General features: G+C 44.9%; 29 protein-coding genes and 1 pseudogene. 7 read left to right on the forward strand and 23 right to left on the reverse strand.

Annotated elements, in window-relative coordinates; genetic code table 11:
- Positions 1 to 126 precede the first annotated feature (126 nt).
- The 4 genes and pseudogenes from QUA00_RS01205 to QUA00_RS01220 all read right to left on the reverse strand — a co-directional run bounded on the left by QUA00_RS01205 (position 127) and on the right by QUA00_RS01220 (position 4,221).
- Entirely contained in the window at positions 127 to 396 is a 270-nt protein-coding gene (locus QUA00_RS01205) for a FitA-like ribbon-helix-helix domain-containing protein (RefSeq protein WP_333138559.1), read from the reverse strand.
- Positions 397 to 719: 323 nt separating this feature from the next.
- A complete protein-coding gene (locus tag QUA00_RS01210; protein WP_333408431.1) occupies positions 720 to 3,317 on the reverse strand; it encodes a protein-arginine deiminase family protein in 2,598 nt (865 codons plus the stop codon).
- A 197-nt stretch (positions 3,318 to 3,514) separates the two neighbouring features.
- Positions 3,515 to 3,841: a DUF433 domain-containing protein gene (locus tag QUA00_RS01215; RefSeq protein ID WP_333408432.1), complete on the reverse strand. Its 327-nt coding sequence runs from the start codon at positions 3,839 to 3,841 to the stop codon at positions 3,515 to 3,517.
- A 53-nt stretch (positions 3,842 to 3,894) separates the two neighbouring features.
- A pseudogene (locus QUA00_RS01220) lies at positions 3,895 to 4,221 on the reverse strand (DUF433 domain-containing protein).
- Positions 4,222 to 4,790: 569 nt separating this feature from the next.
- On the opposite strand from QUA00_RS01220, the gene QUA00_RS01225 reads away from it, so the two are divergent.
- Positions 4,791 to 4,991, forward strand: coding sequence for a hypothetical protein (locus tag QUA00_RS01225; RefSeq protein ID WP_333408433.1), 201 nt, complete (start codon positions 4,791 to 4,793; stop codon positions 4,989 to 4,991).
- 124 nt (positions 4,992 to 5,115) lie between these two features.
- Here the strand turns inward: QUA00_RS01225 and QUA00_RS01230 are convergent, their stop codons facing one another.
- On the reverse strand, positions 5,116 to 5,811 hold the full coding sequence (locus QUA00_RS01230; protein ID WP_333408434.1) for a hypothetical protein: 696 nt from the start codon (positions 5,809 to 5,811) through the stop codon (positions 5,116 to 5,118).
- Between the two features lie 382 nt (positions 5,812 to 6,193).
- Between QUA00_RS01230 and QUA00_RS01235 the strand changes: the two genes are divergently transcribed.
- A complete protein-coding gene (locus QUA00_RS01235; RefSeq protein ID WP_333101707.1) occupies positions 6,194 to 6,364 on the forward strand; it encodes a hypothetical protein in 171 nt (56 codons plus the stop codon).
- A 7-nt stretch (positions 6,365 to 6,371) separates the two neighbouring features.
- On the opposite strand, the gene QUA00_RS01240 is transcribed toward QUA00_RS01235, so the two are convergent.
- The 6 genes from QUA00_RS01240 to QUA00_RS01265 all read right to left on the reverse strand — a co-directional run bounded on the left by QUA00_RS01240 (position 6,372) and on the right by QUA00_RS01265 (position 10,861).
- A complete protein-coding gene (locus QUA00_RS01240; RefSeq protein ID WP_333101705.1) occupies positions 6,372 to 6,962 on the reverse strand; it encodes a PIN domain-containing protein in 591 nt (196 codons plus the stop codon).
- Complete coding sequence (locus QUA00_RS01245) at positions 6,940 to 7,419, reverse strand: helix-turn-helix domain-containing protein (RefSeq protein ID WP_333408435.1); 480 nt, start codon at positions 7,417 to 7,419, stop codon at positions 6,940 to 6,942. The genes QUA00_RS01240 and QUA00_RS01245 overlap by 23 nt, the downstream gene beginning before the upstream one ends.
- A gap of 288 nt (positions 7,420 to 7,707) precedes the next feature.
- Positions 7,708 to 9,117 carry an NAD(P)(+) transhydrogenase (Re/Si-specific) subunit beta gene (locus QUA00_RS01250; protein WP_333408436.1) on the reverse strand — a complete coding sequence of 470 codons (1,410 nt, stop codon included), beginning with the start codon at positions 9,115 to 9,117 and terminating at the stop codon, positions 7,708 to 7,710.
- A complete protein-coding gene (locus tag QUA00_RS01255) occupies positions 9,114 to 9,407 on the reverse strand; it encodes an NAD(P) transhydrogenase subunit alpha (protein ID WP_006633295.1) in 294 nt (97 codons plus the stop codon). Before QUA00_RS01255 ends, QUA00_RS01250 begins: the two co-directional genes overlap by 4 nt.
- Positions 9,346 to 9,549: a hypothetical protein gene (locus tag QUA00_RS01260; RefSeq protein ID WP_333138591.1), complete on the reverse strand. Its 204-nt coding sequence runs from the start codon at positions 9,547 to 9,549 to the stop codon at positions 9,346 to 9,348. Before QUA00_RS01260 ends, QUA00_RS01255 begins: the two co-directional genes overlap by 62 nt.
- 163 nt (positions 9,550 to 9,712) lie before the next feature.
- Complete coding sequence (locus QUA00_RS01265) at positions 9,713 to 10,861, reverse strand: Re/Si-specific NAD(P)(+) transhydrogenase subunit alpha (protein WP_333101701.1); 1,149 nt, start codon at positions 10,859 to 10,861, stop codon at positions 9,713 to 9,715.
- Positions 10,862 to 11,305: 444 nt separating this feature from the next.
- Here QUA00_RS01265 and QUA00_RS01270 point away from each other — a divergent pair, with 444 nt between their 5' ends.
- The 3 genes from QUA00_RS01270 (at position 11,306) to QUA00_RS01280 (ending at position 13,495) form a co-directional block, all read left to right on the forward strand.
- Positions 11,306 to 11,818: a DUF2808 domain-containing protein gene (locus QUA00_RS01270; RefSeq protein ID WP_333101700.1), complete on the forward strand. Its 513-nt coding sequence runs from the start codon at positions 11,306 to 11,308 to the stop codon at positions 11,816 to 11,818.
- A gap of 138 nt (positions 11,819 to 11,956) precedes the next feature.
- Positions 11,957 to 12,103, forward strand: coding sequence for a hypothetical protein (locus tag QUA00_RS01275; RefSeq protein ID WP_333408437.1), 147 nt, complete (start codon positions 11,957 to 11,959; stop codon positions 12,101 to 12,103).
- Between the two features lie 120 nt (positions 12,104 to 12,223).
- Entirely contained in the window at positions 12,224 to 13,495 is a 1,272-nt protein-coding gene (locus QUA00_RS01280; RefSeq protein WP_333408438.1) for an MFS transporter, read from the forward strand.
- Between the two features lie 203 nt (positions 13,496 to 13,698).
- On the opposite strand, the gene QUA00_RS01285 is transcribed toward QUA00_RS01280, so the two are convergent.
- The 4 genes from QUA00_RS01285 to QUA00_RS01300 all read right to left on the reverse strand — a co-directional run bounded on the left by QUA00_RS01285 (position 13,699) and on the right by QUA00_RS01300 (position 18,236).
- Positions 13,699 to 14,466 carry an ATP-binding cassette domain-containing protein gene (locus QUA00_RS01285; RefSeq protein WP_333408439.1) on the reverse strand — a complete coding sequence of 256 codons (768 nt, stop codon included), beginning with the start codon at positions 14,464 to 14,466 and terminating at the stop codon, positions 13,699 to 13,701.
- Positions 14,467 to 14,844: a hypothetical protein gene (locus tag QUA00_RS01290; RefSeq protein WP_333408440.1), complete on the reverse strand. Its 378-nt coding sequence runs from the start codon at positions 14,842 to 14,844 to the stop codon at positions 14,467 to 14,469. It abuts the gene before it with no gap.
- A gap of 52 nt (positions 14,845 to 14,896) precedes the next feature.
- A complete protein-coding gene (gene glyQ, locus QUA00_RS01295) occupies positions 14,897 to 15,775 on the reverse strand; it encodes a glycine--tRNA ligase subunit alpha (RefSeq protein ID WP_242720870.1) in 879 nt (292 codons plus the stop codon).
- 112 nt (positions 15,776 to 15,887) lie between these two features.
- On the reverse strand, positions 15,888 to 18,236 hold the full coding sequence (locus QUA00_RS01300) for an NACHT domain-containing protein (RefSeq protein ID WP_333408441.1): 2,349 nt from the start codon (positions 18,234 to 18,236) through the stop codon (positions 15,888 to 15,890).
- A 140-nt stretch (positions 18,237 to 18,376) separates the two neighbouring features.
- Between QUA00_RS01300 and QUA00_RS01305 the strand changes: the two genes are divergently transcribed.
- The gene (locus QUA00_RS01305) at positions 18,377 to 18,556 is read left to right on the forward strand and encodes a hypothetical protein (protein ID WP_333408442.1); all 180 of its coding nucleotides are present in this window, start codon (positions 18,377 to 18,379) and stop codon (positions 18,554 to 18,556) included.
- Positions 18,557 to 18,669: 113 nt separating this feature from the next.
- On the opposite strand, the gene QUA00_RS01310 is transcribed toward QUA00_RS01305, so the two are convergent.
- A complete protein-coding gene (locus tag QUA00_RS01310) occupies positions 18,670 to 18,939 on the reverse strand; it encodes an XRE family transcriptional regulator (protein WP_333408443.1) in 270 nt (89 codons plus the stop codon).
- Between the two features lie 52 nt (positions 18,940 to 18,991).
- On the opposite strand from QUA00_RS01310, the gene QUA00_RS01315 reads away from it, so the two are divergent.
- Positions 18,992 to 20,125, forward strand: coding sequence for an Rpn family recombination-promoting nuclease/putative transposase (locus QUA00_RS01315; RefSeq protein WP_333408444.1), 1,134 nt, complete (start codon positions 18,992 to 18,994; stop codon positions 20,123 to 20,125).
- A 192-nt stretch (positions 20,126 to 20,317) separates the two neighbouring features.
- Here the strand turns inward: QUA00_RS01315 and QUA00_RS01320 are convergent, their stop codons facing one another.
- The 7 genes from QUA00_RS01320 to QUA00_RS01350 all read right to left on the reverse strand — a co-directional run bounded on the left by QUA00_RS01320 (position 20,318) and on the right by QUA00_RS01350 (position 25,512).
- A complete protein-coding gene (locus QUA00_RS01320; RefSeq protein WP_333408445.1) occupies positions 20,318 to 20,605 on the reverse strand; it encodes an NfeD family protein in 288 nt (95 codons plus the stop codon).
- Between the two features lie 113 nt (positions 20,606 to 20,718).
- A complete protein-coding gene (locus QUA00_RS01325; protein WP_333101688.1) occupies positions 20,719 to 21,006 on the reverse strand; it encodes an NfeD family protein in 288 nt (95 codons plus the stop codon).
- A 923-nt stretch (positions 21,007 to 21,929) separates the two neighbouring features.
- The gene (locus QUA00_RS01330; RefSeq protein ID WP_333408446.1) at positions 21,930 to 22,400 is read right to left on the reverse strand and encodes a GNAT family N-acetyltransferase; all 471 of its coding nucleotides are present in this window, start codon (positions 22,398 to 22,400) and stop codon (positions 21,930 to 21,932) included.
- A complete protein-coding gene (locus QUA00_RS01335) occupies positions 22,397 to 22,912 on the reverse strand; it encodes a cupin domain-containing protein (protein WP_333138620.1) in 516 nt (171 codons plus the stop codon). Before QUA00_RS01335 ends, QUA00_RS01330 begins: the two co-directional genes overlap by 4 nt.
- 9 nt (positions 22,913 to 22,921) lie before the next feature.
- Positions 22,922 to 23,563, reverse strand: a complete 642-nt coding sequence (locus QUA00_RS01340) for a type I restriction endonuclease (RefSeq protein WP_333138622.1) — start codon at positions 23,561 to 23,563, stop codon at positions 22,922 to 22,924.
- Between the two features lie 43 nt (positions 23,564 to 23,606).
- On the reverse strand, positions 23,607 to 24,656 hold the full coding sequence (locus tag QUA00_RS01345; RefSeq protein ID WP_333138624.1) for a DUF1611 domain-containing protein: 1,050 nt from the start codon (positions 24,654 to 24,656) through the stop codon (positions 23,607 to 23,609).
- Between the two features lie 73 nt (positions 24,657 to 24,729).
- Entirely contained in the window at positions 24,730 to 25,512 is a 783-nt protein-coding gene (locus tag QUA00_RS01350; RefSeq protein WP_333309128.1) for a Uma2 family endonuclease, read from the reverse strand.
- Positions 25,513 to 25,568: the final 56 nt, after the last annotated feature.

Genomic DNA, 25,568 nt, shown 5'->3' on the forward strand with positions numbered 1-25,568 from the left:
TGTGGAACAGGCATCTTGCCTGTTCATAAAAATGGTACTTTTGTGGAACAGGCATCTTGCCTGTTCATAAAAATGGTACTTTTGTGGAACAGGCATCTTGCCTGTTCATAAAAATGGTGCAAGATATTATTTGTCGCGCTCCTCTCTAATTAAAGCGGTACTATCTAGTATCATCCCCATATTCGCCGGACGAGACTCGCGACGGTGGCTGATTTCTGCCAATATTTCTGTTACAGAGTTTTTATTTTTTCCTGAGAGGGGTTTTGTCTGTGTTGACAACTCGGCTTCTAAAATGGCGATCGCAAACGCGGTAATCGAGAGGTTTTGAGCCGCGGCTAACTCTTGCAGCCTCGTATACAATTCCTCTGGTATATTTTCTATTTGTAGGGTAGCCATCTGTTAAACTCCTAGCATAGTTTTCCTAAATATTAGCATAGGAATGCGGGTTTAGGAGGTATATTGAGATTTACTGTTGGGTGGGGGCGGGTTTACGAGATTGTTCGTTACAGCTCACATCTTGCACCATTCTCAAGAACGGGCAAGATGCCCGTTCCACAAAGAGTAGATTTTCTTGTGGAACAGGCATCTTGCCTGTTCCTAAAAGGCTAATTGAGAAGGGTGCAAGATGTCAGTTACAGGCGAGTATTGTTGGTGAACCCGCCCCTACAAATTACCCATTCCCCATTCCCAATTACCCATTCCTCATTACCAATTACCCATTAGTAATTATTAGGCAAAGACTGCCAAAAAGGCCGCTCTTCTGGCTTCCTCACAGTATTCGTCGCCGACTGCACGTTTCCTTTTAATTCTTGATAATACCTGTCATCCAGAAAACTAACGCTAACGCCAGCAGGAAGCAGCAGTTGGCGCAATCTTTCCTGAGTGTAATCTACACCGTCAATCATTGGCCCGCGCGGATTTGAAACTAACAACTTGCCGTTAACTGGCACCGAATTGACCATATTCGGCCACCAAGCATAACCGCTGTAGCCAAACATCACCGGAACTTGAATAATTTGGTCGTCTCCGAGTAAAAACTCTCTTTTCAACTTCTCTATAATCGGATTAAGTTTCTGATTTTGCAAATAGAGATTGTGTTGAATTAAAGCACGGTTTTTTAAGGCGGCGCTGACAGTTGTTTCAGTGCTCAAACCACGATTGAGCGTCACATCGCCGTAACCTCTTCCCTCCAATTCTTCCAATAGCTTAACTCCGGCTTCGGGACTGGCGATCGCCATTACATATTGTCCGGGAGTTTGAGTGGGAATAAAATTGATAATTTCATCGACTTGGCGAGTCAAAAGCCAAGAAGTATCAATATCCACTGGCGGCCCTTGAATTCTCTGAGCTTGAATAAAATCAAGTACCTCTGGATTAAAACTAGCATTTCCCGAATTCCCGTAATAAACTCGACCCATTGGGTGTCCGGGAATCGGCGGTGTCACCTGCAAATTGCCGTATCCGTCAGACCACTGACTTACAGGGTCTAAAGAACGAGGATTGCCAATTTTAACTACTTTCAAATCCCGGTTTTGAGTTGATTTAATAGGCGGGTTTTTCTCTGGCTCACTATTGCTTTGTAGGGCTACATTAAACTGGCGTATCTCCGATTCTTCGGGGAGTTGAACGAATCCGTTTTTCTGGGTATCTTGCATCCAAGTGCGATCGCCCTGGAGAATTTTTACTTTAGCGCCCGTGGGTTCTACTGCTTGTTTTAGTTGCGAGATAAATTCGCTGTTTACCGCGCCTCTGTCGCTGACCTGAACTTCGGTTACTGGTGCTGTATTGGGCGCTATCATCCAAGGACTAACGCCCATTTGGATTGTTGTGGAGGCGATTTCTTGACCGTTGTTTTGGGCAGTTGCTTTGAGATTAACAGTGCCGTTCCAGTTGCGATCGGCAAATTGTTTTGCTTCGACACCTAAAACAATATTCGTGCTGAAAACTAGAGGTTTAGCACCGGATATATCTACAGGTTGCCAGCCGTCGCCCGTCTTCTGAAAAACGCTGATGTGAGGGCTGGCAATGCTGTCAGCAGTGATAAATAATTGAGAGGTTTTGAAGTTTTCAGACAGTGTTAAGTTAACTTGAGAAAGCATTGCTGCACGGCGGGGCGCGCTAACTTTGGTTTGTTTCCAAGTCGGTATCTTGCCGCGATCGTTATTGCGATCGTTAAATAAAATTAGCGCGCCCTTGGACAAAGACCATTGTTCTTTTCCGGCGTCGTCTTGCTGGTTAATTTGGCCATCTCTGTTAGTATCTCCCGCAAAGAAAAAGTTCGACGGGGACGCAGCAGGCGTAACTGGGGCGGGAGTTGGTGTTGCAGTTGATTCAGGAGTTGGTTGAGGAGTTGCTTGCTGATTTCTCTCTAATTCTTGCCTTTCAAGTTCTTGTCTGGCTAATTCTTGTCTGGCTAACTCTTGCCTTTCAAGTTCTTGTCTAGCTAACTCTTGTCTAGCTAATTCTTGCCTTTCAAGTTCTTGTCTAGCTAATTCTTGTCTGGCTAATTCTTGCCTTTCAAGTTCTTTACGGGCTAACTCTTGCCTTTCTAATTCTTGCCTTTCAAGTTCTTTACGGGCTAATTCTTGCTTTTCAAACTCTTGCCTTTCAAGTTCTTTTCTAGCCCGGTCTTTTTTCTCTTGCTCTTTTCTCTCTATTTCTCGACGAGCTAATTCTTTTTTCTCTTGCTCTTTTCGGGCTAACTCTCTTACCTGTTCTTCCTCGGCTCTAATTTTCTCAACTGAACGTGCGACTTGCATTTCATAGGTAGCGACACTGAGGTTTCCTTGATATTCGATGGTTTTGTCGATCGCCCGATCGGCCAAAAAAGAATCGTGAGGAATGAGTCGCAGGGTATTGATAGCCAACTCCCACAGCCGCTGGGACTCTTCCCAAGTAGCAGAAGAAGGATTAGAAGTGCGTCCAATTAAGACAGCTTGGGCGGCCAATTTAGCAGCCTCGTCCCAATTATATTTGGCTCTTTCTTCTATTTGAATCTGAATTTGAACGTTTTGGAGTTGCTGCGTCAGAGTTTGGGATTGCTGGCGGTGGATTGCTGATTTCCAAAGTTCACCAGGAAACGGGGCGCTGTCGGAAGTTTTGGCAAGGTTATCTAATTGTACTTTCAGGCGATCGCGCAATTTGTAGAGTTCCGGGAGCGCTTGCGGAGTTTCGCTGTCTGGCTGTCGCCCAGAGATTGCGAGTTGGTAGTTTAGGGAAGGTTGAGCCACGGTTGTGGGGACTGCAACCCAAATAATACCGATGACGACACCGAAAGTATTGATAATGGCGATCGCAATATATTTAACCAAGCGCATATAGTTTATCCTCAGACACCCAAATGATTTTACCTAATCTTGGGAGCAATGGGGGATTTAATTATAAGGACTTACGCATGGGGGCCCAGAAACCGGGTTTTTTACGAAAATACTTTGTTGCTGCGGACTGATTCGGTAAAAACCCGGTTTCTTTGTCGGAGTCCGTAAGTCTTGTTATAGCAAATTCGCCCCATGTTTTAAGCAGCCTCATTTTCTGTAATTGCTTGTTCAATTTCTTCTGGGTAAGCATCAGCATAAGCCCAAGCATTGACTAAATCAGCCGCAGTCAAATGGGGATAGCAGTTAAAAAGTTCCGCCTCGCTGCATCCGAGACGGCGATAACCCACCAGTACCCAAACTTGTATGCGAGTATTGCTGATACAAGCATCGCCTCCGCACACACCAGGAGTTTTTTTAATGCCTAGAGAACCGTTGGTTAAAGTTTGAGTGAGGATGCTGATTAGTTTAGCTTTATCAACCGCATTTAAGGTTAAGACTTGAGTTTCTAATTCTTGTATAGTCATAAGTGCGATCGCCGGAATATATTAGTTATATTATAGCAAATTTCCGCCATGTTTTAGGCTTCCTCATTTCTAGCGATCGCTGCTTCAATTTCCTCTGGGTGTGCCTCAGCATAAGCCCAAGCATTCGCCAAATCTGCTGCACTCAACTGAGGAAAATCTTGCAAAATTCGCACATCATTTGCACCCAGATGGCGATAATTTACTAACGACCAAATAGGTATGCTAGTTTTGGCAATTCTAGCATCGCCACCGCACACGCCCGGAGTTTTTTATATTCCTTGCTAAGTATTCCTTAAACTTTGAACTAATAGCTGTATTGCCTGAGTTTTTTCAGCGGTAGTTAAGGCAAGCAGGTGTTTTTCTAATTCTTTCAGTGTCATTGTTTGCTATCTAATTAAGATTGAATAACATCCAGGTTAGAGTACACCGCAGTGCCCTGTCTCTACAAACAATTCGGCTAGGGATACGCCAGTGCCGTATCCTGACAAATATCTGCAATTAACCAACAGAATTTGAATGCAATCTATTAGCTAGATTATAGCGCTTGAATCAGCGCGATCGCCCGTTTTGTTACCACATCTCGGCAATACTGATTCCTTACCCGTAGCTGCGACTTGAAAAAAATGGTACGATCGTATTAATGTGCGATCGAGAAAATCATACACCGCTATTGTAGAAATTATTCGCAGGAATTACGCACTCAGACCAAAGAAACCGCGTTTTTTAGAGAATCGGTCGCTGTGTACGAAGTATTTCGCAGTAAAAATCGTGAAATCGCCCTGTTATTTCCTAATTTTTATCCTTATGGGATTATCCTTAACAAGCTGCGAACAGGCGAAGTCAATCGATTTTAGATTTTAGATTTTAGATTTTGGATTGACCCCACGGATAAATGCTCTTTCTTGAGGATTTTAGATTTTAGATTTTGGATTGATTCCACGGATAAATCATGTGGCGGGTACCACCAATAAATTATTGGTCATTTCAAGAAATAGATCGAAAATTTAAAAATAGTAATGCGATTGAACAACACAATTTTAACTTGCAAGCGATCGCACGAGCGATCGAACTAACAACATCCAAGCAAGTCCGAAGAGTGGGAAGTTCGATAGAACTACCAACTCACCGGAAGAAAGTGCGATCGTGTTAGGAATTTTCGGGTTTTGTTTGATGTGTTATTTATTAGTTTGGAAGTTTCGCGGGAGGGAAGAAGCTAACAAGATGCTGAGAAGAATCAGAAGAAGAGTGAAGTGAGGATAGATACTTGCTAAACCTCATTTTTTCTTAGTGCGGTTGCGTTTTCTCGATTCAGCAGCCGTATTTTTTGCTTTTTTTTGTTTTTCTTTACTTGCTTTAGATTCATTGACAGCACTACCACTTATCGGTTGGCTGGAAAATCCCGATGTATCGGAGTTTTTAGCTGCAAGTAGAGGAGCAATGCTAGCATTATATATCTCCTGAAATTGTGTTAGACCTTCCCCCGTACTCATATCAAACCCTGCTTTATGACCGAGCGTTACAAAGGATTTGGCAAATCCAAATTTAGAGGAATCTTCCATAATCTCCTTAAATTCCGGCTCGATATCCCGCAGGTATTTGATAATTGAAGTGGCATTTCGCAGTTTAAATTCTCGCTTCAAAAATTGCCAGAACGCCAATAATTCCGGGATAGCATTTTCACCTTCTTCCGCCGAAAGCAAACTCACTTTCCTGGGAAACAACTCTTCGACTACAGTTGCCACATCTTCCACTTTCATGCGAGGCAGCGTAAAACCTTCATAGCCGAAACCGTAATAAATGAACTGCGAGATCCAAAATCCAACGTCTGGATAAGTTTTACAGTATTCTTCTCCTTCGGGAGAATTGACAAATAGCTCGATTAGCGTTTCCTGATAATCTTCCAGGAGTGGTTCTGCTTCGTCATAATCTAGGTCATTGAGTTGGCGGATATTAAAAGGTTGATCTGACATAGTTGAAAATTTTTTAATTTAATTGACGTTAGCTCTAAGGTTAGTACAATTTTTGCCGTTATATTAATTCTTTAGGATTTCCTTATATTTAAATAATCTCCGATCGCAGGTATATTTGACTAGCAGCGATCGCCCGTGACTATTTAAACCAAGCTAGCATTGTATAGGGCGATCGCCCGTCTCCACCGAACAGCGAAAGATGTGATATAATCTCAAGTAAAACTATAATTGTTTGAGCTTGGCAGTCCGCCACTTCAAATTATGAAGTCAACACAACAGTTGACAGCAATTATTGAACGAGAAGGCGACGGATATGTATCCCTTTGCCCAGAAATTGATATTGCCAGCCAAGGTGACAATATATAGCAAGTCTATTTGAGTCGTGAATGTAGAACAACCTGAAACGGTTGTGATGATTGAATCCATTGTTTACAAATCAAATGGTTTTGCTATAGAAGAAGCGCGACAGAATCTCATCGAGGCGTTGGAACTATTTTTTGGGACAGCAGATCCTTCTGAAGTCAAAAATCGACTGCATAGCGATCGCCCTTAACTACAACTTACGAAATATTTTCATAATAACGTTGAATCTTATCTGCAAAAACCGGAACTTCTTCCCTCAACCTGACAAGTAATTCATCAACTGTCAGGGGTGGATTTTTCAAATCCTCAACTTGTTGGCTGACTACATTAGCCATCAAATCCGGTGCAACCTCATAAAGACGATTCAGAAAAACATCGGGGTGCATAGCCGTAATTCCCCAAGGGTTTAAAGACTCTCGTGGAAAATCTCTCAGGTTGGATGTAACAATAACTTCAGCTTTAGCAACTACCGCAGCCGCAGCGACATGGCGATCGCCTGGATCGTTAGTCATCTGTTGAATCAAATTCTCTGGAACTTCAACCATTGCATTAGGAAAAGCTTCTTTAAGTGCAGCCTCAAAACGCGCCGCCCTCTCACTTTTCATCCTTCCAGTATTAACAAGATTGCGAGTTGCACCGTCTAAAATTTCTTGCGACCAATATAAATCATACAACCCAATCTCCGCAGCACGGAAGAGCGTATCACGCAAGTGCATAGGAAATATCACGCAGGAATCCAAAACTACAGGATAAGGAATCAACCTGCTAGCTGTATACTCTAGTCTCATGCAATTCCTCTTCTTGGCTAAACTCAGCTAATTCCTTGAGAATTTCACGGCGCTTAACACTACGCTGCTGTTTATAGGCGATCGCACTTGCCAAACTTATCCGCCGCTGGTTTCCTACTTTTCCATAGGCAATTTCCCCATCATCGAGTAATTTGACCACAAATTCTGGCGACACATTGAGCAAAGTCGCAGCTTCTTCAACAGTCATATCTTGCTCAATTGGCACTAAAGACACTGCTTTACCAGCCGCCATTAAATGTGCAGCTTGACACAACAATTGATAGAGAGATTCAGGAAGTGCGATCGCTTCCCCGCCAACTTCCACAAGTTTTACTTTGGATGTTTCAGAATCACCATTTTCTGTCTGGAGACATAGCATTTTATCCAACAATTTGATAGCTTTTGTTTCTGCTTCTGTCGGTAAAACCGGATCTAGGAGTATTTTTTGTCGGTTCATGAAAATGTTTCCTGAATTCGTTTAATGCTATTATAGCTTATAAAATTCGGCGATTGAAATCGCTTCTACACAAACGAAGTCGGCCTCCGCCGACTGAAGAATATTGATATCAAATCAGACTTAAATACCTCGCTTATTTTCTTAGTCCGCGAAGGCGGACTTTGTTTGTGTAGACGCGGTTTCAACCGCCGACTTTCTCAAAACAAACCCAAAACAAAAACCCGGTTTCTCCAAGAAACCGGGTTTAAGCATCCGCGTTAATCCGCGTTCATCTGCTGTTAAAAAATCCTACAACTGCTTCACCTCAGAAACCAATTTGGCAACCACATCCTTAGCGCTACCAAACAACATCATCGTCTTATCCTTGTAGAACAACTCATTGTCTACCCCGGAAAAACCAGCACTCATCCCGCGCTTAATCACGATCGTATGTTTGGCCTTATCAACCTCCAAAATCGGCATCCCGTAAATCGGGCTCGCCGTATCGTGACGCGCCGCCGGATTCACTACATCATTCGCACCAATCACCAACGCCACATCCGTTTCTTCAAACTGCGGATTGATATCGTCCATATCGTACAACTGCGGATAAGGCACGTTTGCTTCCGCCAACAGCACATTCATGTGTCCCGGCATCCGCCCAGCCACCGGGTGAATTGCGTATTTCACGTCAACACCCATTTTTTCCAAACCGTCGGCTAACTCGCGCACCGCGTGCTGTGCTTGCGCTACAGCCATCCCGTAACCCGGAATAATTACAACCGATCGCGCATAACCCAACATCATCGCACTTTCTTCGAGATTGATGCTGCGAACAGTTTTGTCAGTAGTACCAGCAGCCCCAGCAGTACCCGCAGCACTTCCGCCACCGCTACCAAAGGCGCTAAACAGCACACTACCCAAGGATCGATTCATCGCCTTGCACATGATTTGCGTCAAAATAATCCCCGACGCGCCCACCAATGCACCAGCGATAATCAGCATATTGTTCATCAAAATGAACCCAGCCACACTCGCCGCAATCCCCGAATAAGAGTTAAGCAGGGATACCACCACCGGCATATCGCCACCGCCAATCGGTAGCACAAACATGATTCCCAGAATATTGGAAATCGCCACCAAAGCCAGGAATACCGGCACATCCTCCGGATTAAACAGCATATAACCGCTGCCGGCTAAAAGTGCGATCGCCAGCATGGCATTAAACGGCTGTTGCAGCGGAAACGTCATTGGCGCACCCGGTAGCAATTCTTGCAGTTTCGCAAACGCCACAAGGCTACCAGTGAAAGTAATCCCGCCAATCAACACACCCAAAAGGATCGTGATTGTCGCGTCTGGAGTTGGCGATTCCGGGATGCTGAGATAGCGCCAGAATTCGCCCACAGCAACGAGTGCAGAAGCCGCGCCCCCGAAACCGTTAAGCAAACCCACCATCTGCGGCATATCCGTCATCGCCACGGTATTCGCCATAATCGTTCCCAAAATGGAACCGACGATAATTCCGACAGCAATCAATTCGTAGCTGACTACTTGCTTTTCCAGCAACGTACCGACGATCGCAATTAACATCCCGATCGCAGCTAACACATTCCCTTGACGCGCAGTTGCAGGGGAACCCAACTGTTTCAAACCGATAATAAACAAAGATGCGGCAACTAAATAACCTAGTTGAATGCCACTGGGCAGAAAATCGCTCACGCTTTAACCTCTTTTTTCTTGAACATTTGCAGCATTCGATCGGTTACTAAGAAACCGCCGACTACGTTAATTGTGGCCAGGGCGATCGCGATCGTCCCCAAAATCGAAGTAACAGTCACATTGCCTTGGCCAGAAATCAGAATTGCACCTAAAACGGCAATTCCAGAAATCGCATTCGATCCCGACATCAAAGGTGTGTGCAGCGTCGGCGGGACTTTATTAATTACTTCAAATCCCACAAACGACGCTAGAGTAAACACCACTAAACCTGCAATCAATCCTTCTGCCATAACAATTGGTAATTGGTAATTGGAAATAACTCGTTCCCGGTTGCGTCCGCCAGTCCGCCAGGGAATGAATTCCCTGACTCATAGCAAAAGTCCTCTTAAGAGGACTAATAAACATCTCCCATAATTCTTGTGGAACAGGCATCTTGCCTGTTCAAAAAAGCCTTTTTTGGAGATATTTAATCAGTTCTTCAGTCCTCTTCAGAGGACTTGAGCTTTGAGGCAGGGGTTTCAACCCTTGCCGGACTATCGGACTATCGGACTGCCGGACTATCGGACTGCCGGACTTTGCCTCATAACGACAGAATCTAACTGACGGCTGAAGCCTGAGCTGCCAAAGCATCCCGAACTCGCTGATTGCTAATTTCACCGTCGCGGGCAACACAAGCACCAGCAATGATATCGTCTTCAAAATTCAAATTGAGTTCCTTATCTTTCACCATCAACTGAAGTAAAGAGGAGATATTCTTCGAGTAAGTTTCGCTAGCGTGGACAGGCATCGACGAGGGCACATTAATCGGGCCGATGACATTAACGCCGTTCCATTCAACATCTTTCCCCGCTTCCGTGCATTCGCAATTGCCGCCTTGTTCGCCCGCGAGGTCAACAATTACAGATCCGGGCTTCATTTGAGAAACCATTTCTCTAGTAACTAAAATAGGTGCTTTTCTGCCGGGAACTTGAGCGGTTGTAATCACTGCATCGGAAGCGCTGACGTGTTGGGTGAGCACTTGGCGGGTGTATTCTTTAGCCGCTTCTGATAGCTCTTTAGCATAACCTCCGGCGGCGACGGTTTCTTCCTTGAGTTCGACATCAAGGAATTTAGCGCCCAAACTTTGCACTTGTTCTTTTGTTTCCGGGCGGATGTCGAAAGCTTCGACTACCGCACCCAAACGACGCGCCGTGGCGATCGCCTGTAAGCCAGCAACGCCCACACCCATTACCAATACTTTCGCGGGGCGAATTGTACCCGCCGCCGTTGTCAGCATCGGAAAATATTTCGGCAAAGCGGCGGCTGCGATCAATACCGCTTTGTAACCGGCAACGTTGCCCTGAGATGACAGTGCATCCATGCTTTGAGCGCGGCTGGTGCGCGGGATCATTTCCATGCTGAAGGCCGTTACTTGGCGATCGGCTAAACGCTGCACTAAAGCTGGATCTCCCAGAGGATTCAAAAATCCGATGAAAACGCCTCCTTCCCGGAGTTGATGAACTTCTGATTCTTGCAGGGCCCCGATTTTGACTACGACATCGGCTTCGCCCCACAGCCTAGCGGTATCGGCGACAACCTGAGCTCCCGCTTCTTCGTAAGCAAGATCCGAGAAAAAGGATTGTGCGCCGGCACCGGCTTCAACCCAAACTTCGACGCCCTGTTTGACTAATCGGGCTACAGCGTCGGGTACTAAAGCCACCCGGCGTTCCCCTGCTGCTATTTCTTTTGCGATCGCTAATTTCATGAACTCTCCTTATTTAAGCCTTCCCAGGGCGGTTGAAGCCGCGCCTACACAGACAAAACCTGCCTCCGCAGGTTTCTTGAAGTGCGATTTTTAATCGCCCGATGCCTTGCTTTACATTGAAGCAGCCCTTGCCCTAAACTTCTCTCGTTGATACTAAAGCCGATCGCCCAAATTCGACCCGTATCTTTAACTTATCTTATACATTCAAATTCGCTAAATGGTTAAGTTTGCCACCGATTATGATATAATTTTATGTCGCCTAATTCTGTAGTTTGAATGTCTGTTATCAGTATTACGCAAAAATTCCGCAAAAAAAAGTGACCTCAGCCGGCGGTTCCTCGCCCTCATCAAATTGCTGAGACATTCGATATATTGTAGGCACGATCGCAAATTTCGGGCGAGCAATATTTAAGGTTCACCAAGAGTTTAATTAGAGGAGTTGTTATGCGACGATTATTTTCAGCACTAGCGGTTACAGGTTGCTTGGTGGCTGGATTACCCGCCATCAGTTTAGCCCAGTCAATGCCAGGATTCACGATTTTCGGCGGCCCCGATCGCGCCAACCAATTAAACTATCGCTTGGATTACGGTACAGCCGGGATGAGTGGCGATAGATATCGGCTGCGAATTCCTTCCAAAAAAGTAAGTTTGGCGATCGCCCAACTCAACATATCCTATCCCGACTACTACAAAGGCGAATTTGACCAAAAAGACATTAAAGTGCGCGTCAAAGACAAAACAATAGAATTGCAAGAAGTAATCTGGGACAAAGAAAATCGATTCATAGAAATTTATCCCAAAGAACCAATTGCCGCCGGCAACAATGTTGAGGTTGTACTCTCCAACGTCAGAAACCCATCTCCCGGCGGAATGTACCATTTCAACGTCCGCATCCGCACCCCTGGCGACGTTCCCTTGCTGCGTTACCTCGGTACTTGGCTGTTGAGCATTAATTGACGGAAGGAATTTCTCGTTAATCAAGCGATCGCGACAGAAAAATTTAAATGTGGCGATCGTTTTCCTACGGGCAAAAATTTAACTCTCCTCAAATCTTGGTTTTCCTCACATCTTGCACCATTCTCAAGAACAGGCAAGATGCCTGTTCCACAAAAAGTGAATTTTCTTGTGGAACAGGCATCTTGCCTGTTCATAAAAAGCTTATTGAGAATGGTCAACATCTCAGTTTTCGGGAGTTGTAAAATAGAACCTCCGGCTCATATCGCAATTCTCAATGATTCGTAATAATGAGTCTAGGGGCAGTCCCCCGATAGTTGCCCTTCGCTAATTAGGGGTAGGCCCTGGGGCGCTACCCCTAAAAAATGTTTACCAATCAAATAGGATTGCTCTAGCCGTACTTGCAGCATGAATCTACTAGCAAAAATTAAAACAATACAACTTCCTCCAGCGCTGCGATCGAGAAATTATCGCCTGTTTTTTGCAGGACAAGGGCTCTCACTGATTGGCAGTTGGATGACGCAAGTCGCTACTGTTTGGCTTGTCTACAATTTGAGCGATTCACCTTGGATGCTCGGCGTGGTGGGATTTACCAGTCAAATCCCCACATTAATTTTACTGCCTTTTGCAGGAGTTTTAATCGATCGCTGGAACCGCCATCGAGTCATAATTGCCACTCAAATATTAGCGATGGTTCAATCCTTAGCGCTAGCATTTTTAGCGCTAACAGGAGTCGTTAACATTTGGCAGATGCTGGTACTGAGTTTCTTCCAAGGCGCAATTAATGCCTTTGACGCGCCGGCACGGCAAGCTTTTGTACCGGAACTTGTAGAAAAGAAAGAAGATTTAGCAAATGCGATCGCCCTCAACGCTTCCATGTTCAACGGCGCCAGATTAATCGGCCCAGCAATTGCAGGTTTGCTAATAGCTACAGTCGGGGCAAGTTATTGCTTTCTCATTGACGGACTCAGCTACATCGCTGTAATTGCAGGCTTATTAGCGATGCAGATCAAAGCCCGTAAAATTGCAGCAACTAATACCAAACCATTACAAAGATTAAAAGAAGGATTCGTTTATGCCTTCGGGTTTCCCCCGATTCGAGCAATTTTACTGCTATTAGCATTAGTCAGTTTTGCCGGAATGTCGCACACAGTTTTAGTCCCAATTTTTGCCACCAAAATACTGCAAGGCGACGCACAAACCCTCGGCTTTTTGATGGCATCTTCGGGAGTCGGAGCCTTCGCGGGCGCGATTTATTTGATTTCGCGCAAAAGTATAGTTGGCCTCGGCAAATTGATTGCGATGTCATCGGCCATTATGGGATTCGGACTGATAGGTTTTGGTTTGTCCCGCGTCTTGTGGCTGTCATTAATCATGATGTTGTTTGTGGGGTTTGGTTTCATTATCCAATTTGCCGGAGGAAACACATTTTTGCAAACAATTGTGGAAGACGACAAACGCGGAAGAGTGATGAGCATATACACAATGGCATTTTTTGGAGTGACACCGTTTGGGAATTTAGTTGCCGGCGGATTGGCAAATTATATCGGCGCTCCCAATACAGTGATCATTGGAGGTATAATTTGTGTTTTAGGCTCCATAGTTTTTACCAAACAGTTGCCAGCTTTAAAAAAGTTCGTCCGGCCACTTTATCATAAAATGGGTTTAATTCCGCAGTAACAATTTAGCGTAAAAGCACAAAGGCCAACATTAAACAACATTCCCAAAGCTAATATCTGACAGTATCTCTAGCAATCCTCAACAATTGGTAAACTTCTCTCTTGATCTCTTCTCTTCTCTTTCTCTGCGCCCTCTGCGCCCTCTGCGGTTAAAACATCCAAATTAATTCCGCAACCCGTCGCAGAAAACGTTTTTTAGCTTATTCACCATTCTTGTTGGGCTTCTGCTTCTGCTTGAATTAAATTTTGCCGCAGTTGCACCCAATTTATTTGATGAGAGGGCGAGTCTTCGATGAGCTTTCCGCGCTGTAAATGCAGAATTCTGGTGCTAAATTGCTCGGCTAATTCTAATTGATGGTTTACCATTACAATTGTGGTTTGGCCGTTTGTTAGCTGTGTAAATACTTGCAAAAGGTGGGCGGCTTTTCCTGCGTCTAAGGCGGATGTTGGCTCGTCTAAAAGCAATATTTTTGGTTGCAGAATGATGCCGCGGGCGATCGCCACGAGCTGTTTTTGGCCTGTGGAAAGCTGCAATTCGGTGCGATTGAGCCATTCTTGGGGTATGTGCAGTTGTTCGATCGCCCCGCTAATTCTCTCAGCAATGTTTGATGCAGTCACCCCCCGCAGCTTCAAAGGATAAGCCAATGCTTCTCGCACCGACATTCCCAAAAGCTTCGATTCTTGCAGGATGAGGGTGATTTGTTTGCGGAGTTCGATCGCAGGTATTTGGCGATATTCTGTATTTTCCAGATAAATCGAGCCGCTGGTGGGACTGCTGAGCCGATTTAGCAACCGCAACAGCGTTGTTTTGCCGGCACCTGAAGGGCCCACAATTGCCACGCGAGATCCCTTGTGTACCTGAAACGATATATTTTCCAACAAATGACTTGAGGCGATCGGTGTTTTCAAGCTTACACTGTCAATTCGCAGTTGAGGATTTGTTTCTGTATTATTTTCCGAATAATTAGGCATTTAATTAATTAAAAATATGGCTTTCGTGGAACGGGCATCTTGCCCGTTATTGAGGCAAACAAGATGCCCACTCCCCAATCCAACTGACTCTTTGTGGAACGGGCATCTTGCCCGTTCTGGAAGCAGGCAAGATGCCCACTCCACAATCCAACTCACTCTTTGTGGAACGGGCATCTTGCCCGTTCTGGAAGCAGGCAAGATGCCCACTCCACAATCCAACTGACTCTTCGTGGAACGGGCATCTTGCCCGTTCTTGAAGCAAGCAAGATGCCCCCTCCACAATCCAACTGACTCTTTGTGGAACGGGCATCTTGCCCGTTCTGGAAGCAAGCAAGATGCCCCCTCCACAATCCAATTCACTCTTTGTGGAACGGGCATCTTGCCCGTTCTTGAGGCAGGCAAGATGCCCGCCCCACAATCCAACTCAAACTCAAACTTTTACAGCTTTTTCTAAAGGAAAACCCAGCTTTTCGCGCTGTTCCAAATAAAGCTGAGCAACTCGCCGCGCCAAATTGCGAATTTTAGTAATGTAGCGGGTTCTTTCCGTTACCGAAATTACACCTCTAGCATCGAGTAAATTAAAAGTGTGAGAACATTTTAACACATAATCAAGACTAGGCAAAACCAATCCTTTTTTTGTCAATTGTTCGGCTTCTTGTTCGTACAATCCAAATAGAGTAAACAGCAATTCTGGATTGGAAGCTTCAAAGTTATAAGTACACTGTTCTATTTCTCCTTGCAGGTGAACATCGCCGTAAGTTATGCCATCTTTCCACTGAATTTTGGTCATGGCATCGACTTCTTGGAGATACATTGCTAGGCGTTCTAGTCCGTAGGTAATTTCAATGGAGACGGGGCGACAGTCAATGCTACCGCACTGTTGAAAGTAGGTAAATTGGGTGATTTCCATGCCGTCGAGCCAGACTTCCCAGCCGACGCCCCAAGCTCCGAGGGTGGGCGATTCCCAGTTGTCTTCTACGAAACGAATGTCGTGGTCTTCTGGGCGAATTCCTAATGCTCTGAGGGAGTCTAAATAGATGTCTTGGATGTTGGGAGGAGAGGGTTTAATTAAAACTTGATATTGATAGTAATGTTGGAAGCGGTTGGGATTTTCGCCGTAGCGTCCGTCGGTGGGGCGGCGACAGGGTTCGATGTAGGCGACTGACCAAGGTTCGGGGCCGATTGCTCTGAGAAAGGTGTGGGGATTCATGGTTCCTGCACCTTTTTCCGTGTCGTAGGATTGGGCGATCAGGCAGCCTCGATCGCTCCAGAATTTGTTTAAGGTGGCAATGACTGATTGAAAGTTCACTGGTTTAAATATGGTTAGCGAGTGTCTAAACTTATTTAACCATACTCAAGGCACGGTTTATTGAAATAAACCCTGCCGAAATTAGATAAGACAGGATTTATAGCGAATTGCCCTACTCTGCTTTTTCACGTTTGCGTTTTTCGATTTCGGCGATCGGTAATAGTAGAGCGTCTTCAATTTGTTGCCTAATTGCGAAGCTGCAATTACTTGAATGCAAGCAATTCCACAACAATACATTGGCATTATAATACTTGTCAAACAGACTTTGCTGAGAATTAGTAAATCTTTTATGTTGTCCAATGTTACGATACTTAATCATGATAGAGCGCATTATACTTCTACATCTTTTCCACTCTGTAGGTGAGGTAACTAGAGCAAGTAAAATATCATCTATAAGAGACTGTAGAACGAGTTTTAACTGAGGAGGGGTTTCAAGCTCAACTATAGCTTGTTGCATATACCTGATAGCCCAAGTTAATAGAACATCGGCATCAAAAAGAAGAGCAAAAGCAATATCAATTGCAATGTCATTTGACAGACTAAAGACAAATTCGCTAGGAGCGGTATTGTGGCGTTTGTAACTATCAGCTACATCTTGCCTAAAATTAGGATCGATTTTATAGGCAAGAATATCCCTAATAGCAGGATGAAGAAAATATTGAATACAATTAAAATGAATCTCTGCAAAATAAATATAAAATGACCGTATGGCTGCTGGTTTATATCGGGCATCTCGGAGAGAATCAGTTTTATTTTGTGCCCAAAGCAAGAATTTTTGAAGCTGCTTATTATGTTTAATTAAATCATTAATACGATCTTGGAGCAATGTCAATAACTTTTCTGAATCAGAAGCTGATAACATACTTACGATTAGTGGGAATACCTCCTTCCAATGTCCTTGATACATATAACAAATGAGTTGCTGCAAATCTTGATGCTGAATGAACCATTTTGCTACAAGAAATTCTTGAAATGTCAAGTGCGAAAATGACCATATTTGTTGCGATCGCTCAATCAACAATCCATGCTGCGCTTCCATCGCCCTCAACACCGATCGACTATCCCGCTGCCCAATTCCCAAAAACTCCGCAATATATCTCTCAATTTCCGCCTGCTCAAACAACACATATTGCTCTTGCTCAAACTTCTTCACTGCTAGAAAGCTCAATAACTCCAGCTTCCGCTCTAGCAACAAATCACGATAAATTTCATCCCGATCGATCGCCCGATCCTTATCCCATTGCTCCAGCAATAACTTCAACCCTTCTTCATAAAGCTTAGAACGCTTCGAGTGAAACTTCCCCGTCGGGTGAAACACTGCACAAGTCAAACTCAGCAAAATCGGCGTAATTGCCAAGTCCCGAATCGGCTTATTTGCCTCTAAAAATAGTTGTTCTAAAAACTCCTTCGCTTTTGCCAGTCCCCCCGACTCATCCCGCATCACCGCCTTATACCAATGTTCTGAAAACGATCGCACCTGCGACTCATTAAAATCAGCTACTTCCACATAATCAAATCGCTCAAACTGTGATTCCTGACTCTGCGTTCGACAGGTCACAATTACCTGCACCTGCGGATAAGTGCGAGCAAACCGCTTGATTTCCTTGGCGATGCTCTTCCCATCTTCTCCCGTCACTTCATCCAACCCATCCAGCAGCACCAGCGCCCGACCTCGATCTAACGCCAATTGAGTTTCGGCATCCGATAACCGCCAGCACCCTTCTAGATAACGCTCTAGCGAGTAGGCAACCTCACCCCCATCCTCGACAAAATCTCGCAGTTTAATCAAAACCGGAATGCGGTGCGCTTGTAAATTACCTGCGTTGCACTCCATCACCACTCGCTGCAAATACGTGGTCTTTCCCGAACCCGGTTTGCCCACTACCATCAGGTTCGCATTCTTTGCCAGCACCTTTAAACCTGATACCCGTTTTAGCTTTTTGCCCAAACCAATGCGATCGAAACTGCGGTAGCTGCGATTTTGGCTAAAGTCCTGCCACAAGTCATCCAATTCCGATCTACGACTACTACTGAGTTCCTCCAGAATATTGACATCCACAAACAAGTCACTCAACGGCACGCAACGATCGACACCCCAAAGCGGCATTCTGCCGTGCAAGGGTTGGATGTCATCGTGGAGGCGCGATCGTACCTGCTGAACCAACGCATCAACAGGATCTTTGACGCTCTCGGCAGGCAGATTTGACAGTGAATTCGGTGGTTTACCTTTCTCCTGAACCTGTTCAGCGTCGGGTTCCCATTTCAGTTTGAGCTTTTTGCAGATGCAAAGAAACTGCTTGCGCTGAACAGCTTCACCTTTGAAAAATTTGTGGATGGTAGTACGCGACATCTTTAATTCAGCAGCCAAATCGGATTTGCTACCAAATTTTGCTAATGCGCTGTCCGCGTTTTTCAGTTGAGTTGGCGATAACCTCAGAGATCGCCCGGTACGTTCTGTCATGTAGTGGTTTCAGGTTTCTCCAATTATAGCGACGCGATCGTAACTTGGACAAACTTGTACATAACCTGAGCGGTAGGCGATCGGATCTAAAACCAGCCTCCTATCTTGCATTTGGCAGATTGTTGAGAGTTTCAACAAAGATGACCAACATGAAGATTTCAAATAAGAAAAAATGGCTCAAAGTAACCGAGTTTGCAGTGGTTGGCGTTGCCACTTGCCTCAATCCCCACGCAGGATTTCTGCTGTTTCTGCTCAAGCTGTGCTTTCAAGTCCTGACTGCATTACAGAAAGACGATCCGAGTGAAACAGATAAAAGCTAGAAGTCCCCGATCGCCTTGGTGAAAAAATTCAACAGGGCGATCGGTTCCCCAAACTCCTATAGCGAGATCGCAATTTCAGCAGATTCATTTCCCCCATTACGAGAGCGAAGATGTCAGGTAATTTCCGTATCGAGTCGCTTGAGGAAAAGCAGTAGTTTGCCTTCGCTGAACCGTTGAAACTCTCCGTTCATTAAATGAGATACTTCTGGCTGTGGAATGCCAATAACTTGACTAATTTCGCGCTGTTTCAAATTGCGTTGTTTCATAATACGGATTACTTGAATCCCTATTTTTCCCCGAATAAAAAGTTCATCTGTATCCTTCAGACCGAGGTCAGCGAATACGTTGCCACTGCTTTCTTCAAAAATCGGTTCTTGTGTCATAGTTCTCTCTTGGCATGGTATAGTACCCATCTTCGATTCGCATCGACAACTCATGAAAACAGACACCATTTTCTACAGCCTGTTTCAAGAATTTCCCAGCTTCTTCTTTGAACTGATCGATCGTTCCCCAGACGAAGCCACCGCCTATGAATTCACCTCCCGCGAAATCAAACAACTCGCATTCCGCATCGACGGGTTATTTCTCCCCAAAACCGAAGAACCTGAAAAACCATTTTACTTGGCTGAAGTTCAGTTTCAACCCGATGCCGACTTGTACTACCGCATCTTTGGCGAACTCTTTCTCTATTTGCGACAATACAAACCACTCAATCCTTGGCGCGTCGTTGTCATCTATCCCAATCGTCGCATCGAACACGAACAGATGCTGCAATTTCAGGAACTCTTAACCAGTCAGCGCGTCCAACGGATTTACCTCGATGAATTGCCAGAAGCAGCAGATCGCTCGCTGGGAGTCAAAGTTGTTAAACTGGTAATCGAGCCAGCAGAGACAGCAGCAGAACAAGCACGCCAGTCGATCGCAATGGCCCAACAACAGATATCCGATCCCACCGTTCAACGCGATTTAATTAACCTCATCGAAACAATTATCGTCTACAAACTCCCCCAGAAAAGCCGCGAGGAAATTGCCGCCATGTTGAATTTAAGCGAACTCAGACAAACTCGATTTTACCAGGAAGTCAAGCAAGAAGGCTTAGAAGAAGGACTCGAACAAGGTGAGAGGCAGGCGAAGTTAGAAGCCATTCGTCGCACGATAGGGCTGGGGATAAATTTAGAGACGATCGCCCAATTATTAGATTTGTCTCTCGAATTTGTTCGGCAAACAATTAACAAAATCCAACGGGAATCGATGTCACTCCCCGAACAAAAGATCGACTCGTTTATTGAACTATTAACTCAGCAGCGATCGCTCTTCGGGGCCGAACAATTAACCGAACTAGCCCAGCTAATTGAACCCTTATCCGATGAGATCGATGTCCTTTCAGAAGCGATTTCATCCTGGGCGGAAAATTACCCTTCAATTCAGCAAGCTCAAGCCAAACTGCTCGAACCACTACCGCCGATCGCTAAGGCATCAGAAAAAGCAGCAGTCACCCCAGAAAGTAGCGAATCTCAACTCCGCGATCGCCTCAACAAACAAGCTCTCAAAAATGCCATTGTATTTTAGTGTACAACCGCTTACCTCCTTTATAATTCGGCGGTTGAAACCGCTACTACACAAACAATGCCCGCCTCCGCGGGCTAAGAAATAAAGGGGATATTTAAGCCAAATTGCCACTAAAAAACAAAATAGTCTGAGCCCCGACTTATTTAAGAAGTCGGGGTTCTGACAGTGAAAAAGTTGAGATTACTTTCTAGTTTAGTTTGCGGGAGCGAGGGAAACTAACAGAGTGATGTTGTCAACGCCGATGACATAAACCGTGTCTCCCGGTGTGAGGGTGATTTGGCCATCGCACCGTGCGGGCCACCAGCTACCTTGGAAGCGGACGCGACCTGTTTGATTCGGGTAAATCGATTCATCAACGACTGCTTCTTCGTTGAAGTAGTGGAAATTGGTGTTGATGTAGTTATCCATTAAGATATTCTTTTCTGTGCTGTAGGTGTGAAGAGAAAAAATAGAACCGAAAGCTTTTACTACGTTAAACATTTTGTTGACTCCTTTTGTGTTAATATATATCGAAGTTTTATGGCTTATTTGAGGCTCTTTGAAAAGTAGCATTTCCTGGTTAAAATTGATTACCAGGTCTCTCATGCTCTGATTTAGTCTGCGGGAGCGAGGGAAACTAACAGAGTGATGTTGTCAACGCCGATGACATAAACCGTGTCTCCCGGTGTGAGGGTGATTTGGCGATCGCACCGTGCGGGCCACCAGCTACCTTGGAAGCGGACGCGACCTGTTTGATTCGGGTAAATCGATTCATCGACGACAGCTTCTTCGTTGAAGTAGTTAAAATTGGTGTTGACGTAATTTTTGATAAGCATATTGTTAGCTGTGCTGTATCCTTGGGTAGAGAAAATCGAGCCGAAAGCTTTTACTACGTTGAACATGATATTTACTCCTGTTGTGTTAAAATATATGGGGATGTGTAATTGTCGGTTTATGCTATTTGAGAGGCTGCATTTCCTCGGTTAAGATTGATTGATTGCCTTGATATTTCATTGTTCTTGCCTTCCGTGGTTTTATCAGGATAAAAGGCAAAGAATTTTTGAAATGTTGAGGGGATTTGAGAAGCGGTTGCGGGGAGTCTAAATCCAGTAATTCCGAGGTATTGAATTAAGGATTTAGTGGTTGAGCAGTTGGTGAGATTTACCTTAAGGGTAGATGTTGTTAGCTACATTAGAGATTGGCTGATTCCGCATTACTGCTGCTGTGAAAATGTTTTATTTTTGGGTTTTATGTTTTGATTGGGTTGTGACTCACTTGCTTTACACTTACTAATTTGCCAGGAGTCCAATATCTTTGGGGCGATCGCCAGTCCACTTTCCGAGTCTGGTACTGGCACAGGACACTTTCAAACCTGCAAACAACGATTTTGCAAGGGTTTCTGCCTAGCTATCAGGCTGGTAGCTGTGCCAATTTAGCCAACTGGACTACCGCGAACGGTGAATTATGAACTTACGCATTCTCGATCGCCCAATCCGGAATATCCATAAATATCTAGTCCGTAACTGACGCACCAAACCCCTAAAAACCCGGTTTCTGACACCCTGTGCGCCATTAGGGGCCCGTAAGCGGATCTATGATATAAGCCAGTAAACTTGGCAACTCACCCACCCTCCCCATGCGATATTGAGGTGTACCTACCTATTTAGGCATAGAAAATAGGCGATCGAGACTTACGCAGATATCAGGAGGCGGTAGGAGTTTTTGATCGATGCAGGTCGATCGCACCCTGTAATCGCAATTATGGAACAGGTCGAACTTAAAATCCATTCATAAATTCAGAATCTTAAATTCATAAAAGTCATAATTATAGAGAACCTGCTTGATACTGCATAATTGTTACAGGAATTTTGAATAAAGTTTTAGCTAATTGAGACAAACCAAACTTAAATTTAAGCGACTGCGGCAATTCTTGTACGGAAACTTCTACGAAGCCAAAGCGAGTATAAAATGATGCGAGTCGCTTTCCCAAACATTCTAAATATAGCGGTTCTGTAGCTTGTTGAATTAAATATTTTGTGAGGTAACTTCCCAAACCTCGATCGCGCCAATCTTTCGCCACCACCAAACTGCCCAATTCTTGCGCCCCCGCAAATTTCCGCAACTGTCCGCAAGCTGCCAATTTTCCCTCGCATTCGATGACCCAGAATTGCTGCCAGCGCAACTGAGTTGGATCGAGTTTGGCGCTCCACACTAACATTCTAATTGATTTGATGTCTTGAGCACAGGCCGGGCGGATGGCGCATTGTGGCGGCAACGAAAAAGAACTTTCATTCATTGTGATTCCTGTTGACTGTCTCGTTTGGATTGAGCTTTCAACATCCTTTCTTTTAACCGCACATTTCTCTCGGCAATTTCTGGATTTCCCTTATACCAAGGCGGAACATCGTCATAATCGGGAATTCCATCATCTATCAGATAGCGCGCGTTGGGCTGCTTGGGATAACCTGCAGCCAATCCTCCAGTACAGATAACAAACAAGGCTGTATTTTCAGCAGCTTTTAATGCTCTCTTTGCTGCGGGAGAAACTCTCACAATATCGCCGCCCTCAAGTGTCAATAGTTCCCCATCTACAACCATCAGGCCTTTGCCTTCAACTACAATATAAACTTCTTCTTGTTCTGCGTGGCTGTGAGTAAATGTGTAGCCATCACCAGCAGGCAAGCGAATCAAACCTAAAGCTACTCCTTGTAGATTTAGCTGTCGCCAAGGGTTGGTGAGTTGGGGCAAATTGTTAAAGTCAAAGTGAGCTTTAGTGAATTTATTGTTACTTTCAGAATCTAGTTCCATATTATGTATTTAAGTATAAGAGGTGTTACTGGAAATTATACCAGCTAGCTGCTTCAAAATGCGAAAGACTTCGTAAAGTTCGTTTCCTGGACTCCCAATATCGAAAAGTTTAGACACGGCATACTGCGGTGTGCCTTGTTTGGTCACTTTGATAAATCGAAAGCTGCTGCCATTTGTCAGAAGCCCAAATGTTACTGGTTCTGGGCTGGGGTCATTCAGCATATAAAATAGTAACTGAGGAAGCCCAGCTTCAACGGAATATTGAGAGCGTTTGGCTTCGATCGCAACTACCCAAAAAGATTTCAGCAATAGCAGGACATCGATGCTACCCCTGACAATTGTATCTTCATCTTCAATAGTCAGTTCTACTGATTTTTCTGCCTCTATATGAAACGGAGTCAAGTAGAAATCTGCTAAAAATAGCAAGGGAGCCAGTACCACCATTTTTACGGTATCTTCCAGCATCGCGTACTTGACACTGTTGATATAACCTGCTTTTACGTTGTCGAGCGCTCGCTTTTTGTCATCGCTAATTTCCGGTAAATCGTCAATCCACTCCCGGAAGAATTGCTCATCTTCACAAAGTTGAAAATTAAATTTTGTTTCGACATCTAGCAGTGTCAGTGTTTTTGCTTGAATGCTTTGTGTCATAGTTTTATGTAGCTATTTGCTGGTTGGTGTTAATTGTAGCATATCAACTGTCGATCGCCTCCCACAAAACCTCCGCGCCAAACCTTACCGGATCGGTACAAGGCAATCCCGTTTCTGCTTGAACTTCAGCTATTGCTAACAGCGCATTTGCCTCATTTAAGTGATGAGTGTTGAGGGCGATCGCGCTCACTTTTCCCCCTGCAAAAGCACCCGCAGCAGCAGCTAACATTTCGTACAATTCAACCACTTTTGATAACCTGGGAATCGATACGTGCGGGTGATTGCGAATGCTAGTTTGTCCGGCTCGGTGCGCTAAAATTAAGTGAGTTGGCTGCGAACCCCGCAGCAGCGGCAGAGTCGCCGTCGAACCCGGATGCAATAGCGAACCTTGCCCTTCTACGTGCAGAATATCGCACTCAGAACCCAATTTAATCACCATTTCTTCGACAGCACCAGCCGCAAAATCAACTCGCACTGCATCCAAAGGAAGGCCTTCATTTCCAATCATTAAACCAGTTTGTCCCGTTGCTAAAAATTTGGAACGCCAACCCCGCCGCAAGCAAGTGCGATTGAGTTCCAGACTGGTTGACATTTTGCCAACGCTCATATCTGTGCCGACAGTTAATACGCGGCGACAACTTAATTTAGCTGCGGCAGCAGAGGCGATCGCACCCACAGATTTCGGTTCCTGACGCACGTCCCAAATCCATTGATTTTCGGTTAAAGGAACTGTTACCAAAGGTGCAAGTTTCGCGTGCAAACCATTGACAACTGACAAACCCGCTGCTACCGCTTGATTAATTTCTGGCAGCCATTCTGCAGGCAAAACACCGCCGGAAGGAGCGATACCAATTAGCAGAATATCCGGCGCAAATTTCAGTGCTTCTGCAACGGACGCAACTATCGGTACTTGTTGAGGAATGCCCGTTAATTCAGCCAAAGATTGTCCTGCACATTGGCGGTCTATTACTGCTACAATTTGTGCTTCGCTGTAGCGCAAAAATGCTAAACCTGTTTTGCCGGAATAACCAAGAATACCCTCGTGCAGCAGGATTGCAACTTTACCATTTTTGATCGGATAGTTTTTAGTCATTGATTCACTTTCAAGAGGGGGATTTTAGATTTTAGCTTCAATCTAAAATCTAAAATCTAAAATCGATTAGGTGTTAGCTGTGATTTGGGTTCAGGGTAAGATCACTCGGATCTTCTCCCAATTCTCGCAATCTGGCCTCTAGTCGCGAGGCTCGCTGGCGTTCCTGTTCCGCTTGCTGTTGAGCGGCTTCGGCTTGCTGTTGAGCGGCTTCCTCTGGCAACAAAACTAAATTGCCAGATTCATCGAAAAAACGCACCCAAGTCGCTGTTTCTCGATCGACAATTCCTTCCCAAGTGCCCAACCAAAAACCTAGGGTTTCGCACCACAGCCAACCCCGCTCGTTGGGCACTAACGGCTGATAACGCAGGGTGACATCTAAACGCCATCCTTGCAAAGAATTCGGCTCGAAAGGATCGAAAACAAAGTAATCAGGAGTTCTAAAAACCTGCTCGTAAATATCCTTTTTTTTGCCTGTGTCCTGATTTGCCGTTGACGGCGACAGCAGTTCCACAATGACATCCGGGTAACGTCCGTTTTCTTCCCAAACTACCCAGCCTTGTCGGGAAGTATTGCTGTCAACACCCAACACAGCGAAAAAATCCGGGCCTCGGAAATCCTGATTCCGAATCTGTTTAGCGCTGTAATAAATAAACATATTGCCACCGACAAAAAAATCGTTCCGGTTAGCTAAACCTTGTTCTACGGAACGGATTAAAACGGTCATTGCTATACGGTGGCGGTTGCTTTCCATTTCTGCACCATCATCAAAAATTAAATCAGTCGGCGGCTGGTGTTCTTCAAAGAAAAGCTTGGCTTCTCGATCGATTCCCTGTCCAATTGATTCTACTGGTATCATACTATCTCCAGATTTATTTTTATCTGTCAACTGTCAACTGTCAACTGTCAACTGCC

Source organism: Microcoleus sp. T2B6 (genome assembly GCF_036700475.1).
Taxonomy (GTDB): domain Bacteria; phylum Cyanobacteriota; class Cyanobacteriia; order Cyanobacteriales; family Microcoleaceae; genus Microcoleus.

What these genes read in the sequence shown, in the direction of transcription:
- QUA00_RS01335 (WP_333138620.1), bottom strand. Translation starts at nt 22,912, where the DNA reads ATGGAACTAGATTCTGAAAGTAACAATAAATTCACTAAAGCTCACTTT.
- QUA00_RS01205 (WP_333138559.1), bottom strand. Translation starts at nt 396, where the DNA reads ATGGCTACCCTACAAATAGAAAATATACCAGAGGAATTGTATACGAGG.
- QUA00_RS01350 (WP_333309128.1), bottom strand. Translation starts at nt 25,512, where the DNA reads ATGATACCAGTAGAATCAATTGGACAGGGAATCGATCGAGAAGCCAAG.
- QUA00_RS01230 (WP_333408434.1), bottom strand. Translation starts at nt 5,811, where the DNA reads ATGTCAGATCAACCTTTTAATATCCGCCAACTCAATGACCTAGATTAT.
- QUA00_RS01275 (WP_333408437.1), top strand. Translation starts at nt 11,957, where the DNA reads ATGCCTGTTCCACAAAAAGTGAATTTTCTTGTGGAACAGGCATCTTGC.
- QUA00_RS01210 (WP_333408431.1), bottom strand. Translation starts at nt 3,317, where the DNA reads ATGCGCTTGGTTAAATATATTGCGATCGCCATTATCAATACTTTCGGT.
- QUA00_RS01340 (WP_333138622.1), bottom strand. Translation starts at nt 23,563, where the DNA reads ATGACACAAAGCATTCAAGCAAAAACACTGACACTGCTAGATGTCGAA.
- QUA00_RS01265 (WP_333101701.1), bottom strand. Translation starts at nt 10,861, where the DNA reads ATGAAATTAGCGATCGCAAAAGAAATAGCAGCAGGGGAACGCCGGGTG.
- QUA00_RS01320 (WP_333408445.1), bottom strand. Translation starts at nt 20,605, where the DNA reads ATGTTTAACGTAGTAAAAGCTTTCGGTTCTATTTTTTCTCTTCACACC.
- QUA00_RS01245 (WP_333408435.1), bottom strand. Translation starts at nt 7,419, where the DNA reads ATGAACCGACAAAAAATACTCCTAGATCCGGTTTTACCGACAGAAGCA.
- QUA00_RS01260 (WP_333138591.1), bottom strand. Translation starts at nt 9,549, where the DNA reads ATGCCTGTTCCACAAGAATTATGGGAGATGTTTATTAGTCCTCTTAAG.
- QUA00_RS01345 (WP_333138624.1), bottom strand. Translation starts at nt 24,656, where the DNA reads ATGACTAAAAACTATCCGATCAAAAATGGTAAAGTTGCAATCCTGCTG.
- QUA00_RS01270 (WP_333101700.1), top strand. Translation starts at nt 11,306, where the DNA reads ATGCGACGATTATTTTCAGCACTAGCGGTTACAGGTTGCTTGGTGGCT.
- QUA00_RS01215 (WP_333408432.1), bottom strand. Translation starts at nt 3,841, where the DNA reads ATGACTATACAAGAATTAGAAACTCAAGTCTTAACCTTAAATGCGGTT.
- QUA00_RS01285 (WP_333408439.1), bottom strand. Translation starts at nt 14,466, where the DNA reads ATGCCTAATTATTCGGAAAATAATACAGAAACAAATCCTCAACTGCGA.
- QUA00_RS01255 (WP_006633295.1), bottom strand. Translation starts at nt 9,407, where the DNA reads ATGGCAGAAGGATTGATTGCAGGTTTAGTGGTGTTTACTCTAGCGTCG.
- QUA00_RS01300 (WP_333408441.1), bottom strand. Translation starts at nt 18,236, where the DNA reads ATGACAGAACGTACCGGGCGATCTCTGAGGTTATCGCCAACTCAACTG.
- QUA00_RS01325 (WP_333101688.1), bottom strand. Translation starts at nt 21,006, where the DNA reads ATGTTCAACGTAGTAAAAGCTTTCGGCTCGATTTTCTCTACCCAAGGA.
- QUA00_RS01315 (WP_333408444.1), top strand. Translation starts at nt 18,992, where the DNA reads ATGAAAACAGACACCATTTTCTACAGCCTGTTTCAAGAATTTCCCAGC.
- QUA00_RS01310 (WP_333408443.1), bottom strand. Translation starts at nt 18,939, where the DNA reads ATGACACAAGAACCGATTTTTGAAGAAAGCAGTGGCAACGTATTCGCT.
- QUA00_RS01305 (WP_333408442.1), top strand. Translation starts at nt 18,377, where the DNA reads ATGACCAACATGAAGATTTCAAATAAGAAAAAATGGCTCAAAGTAACC.
- QUA00_RS01330 (WP_333408446.1), bottom strand. Translation starts at nt 22,400, where the DNA reads ATGAATGAAAGTTCTTTTTCGTTGCCGCCACAATGCGCCATCCGCCCG.
- QUA00_RS01290 (WP_333408440.1), bottom strand. Translation starts at nt 14,844, where the DNA reads ATGCCCGTTCCACAAAGAGTGAATTGGATTGTGGAGGGGGCATCTTGC.
- QUA00_RS01280 (WP_333408438.1), top strand. Translation starts at nt 12,224, where the DNA reads ATGAATCTACTAGCAAAAATTAAAACAATACAACTTCCTCCAGCGCTG.
- QUA00_RS01225 (WP_333408433.1), top strand. Translation starts at nt 4,791, where the DNA reads ATGTGGCGGGTACCACCAATAAATTATTGGTCATTTCAAGAAATAGAT.
- QUA00_RS01240 (WP_333101705.1), bottom strand. Translation starts at nt 6,962, where the DNA reads ATGAGACTAGAGTATACAGCTAGCAGGTTGATTCCTTATCCTGTAGTT.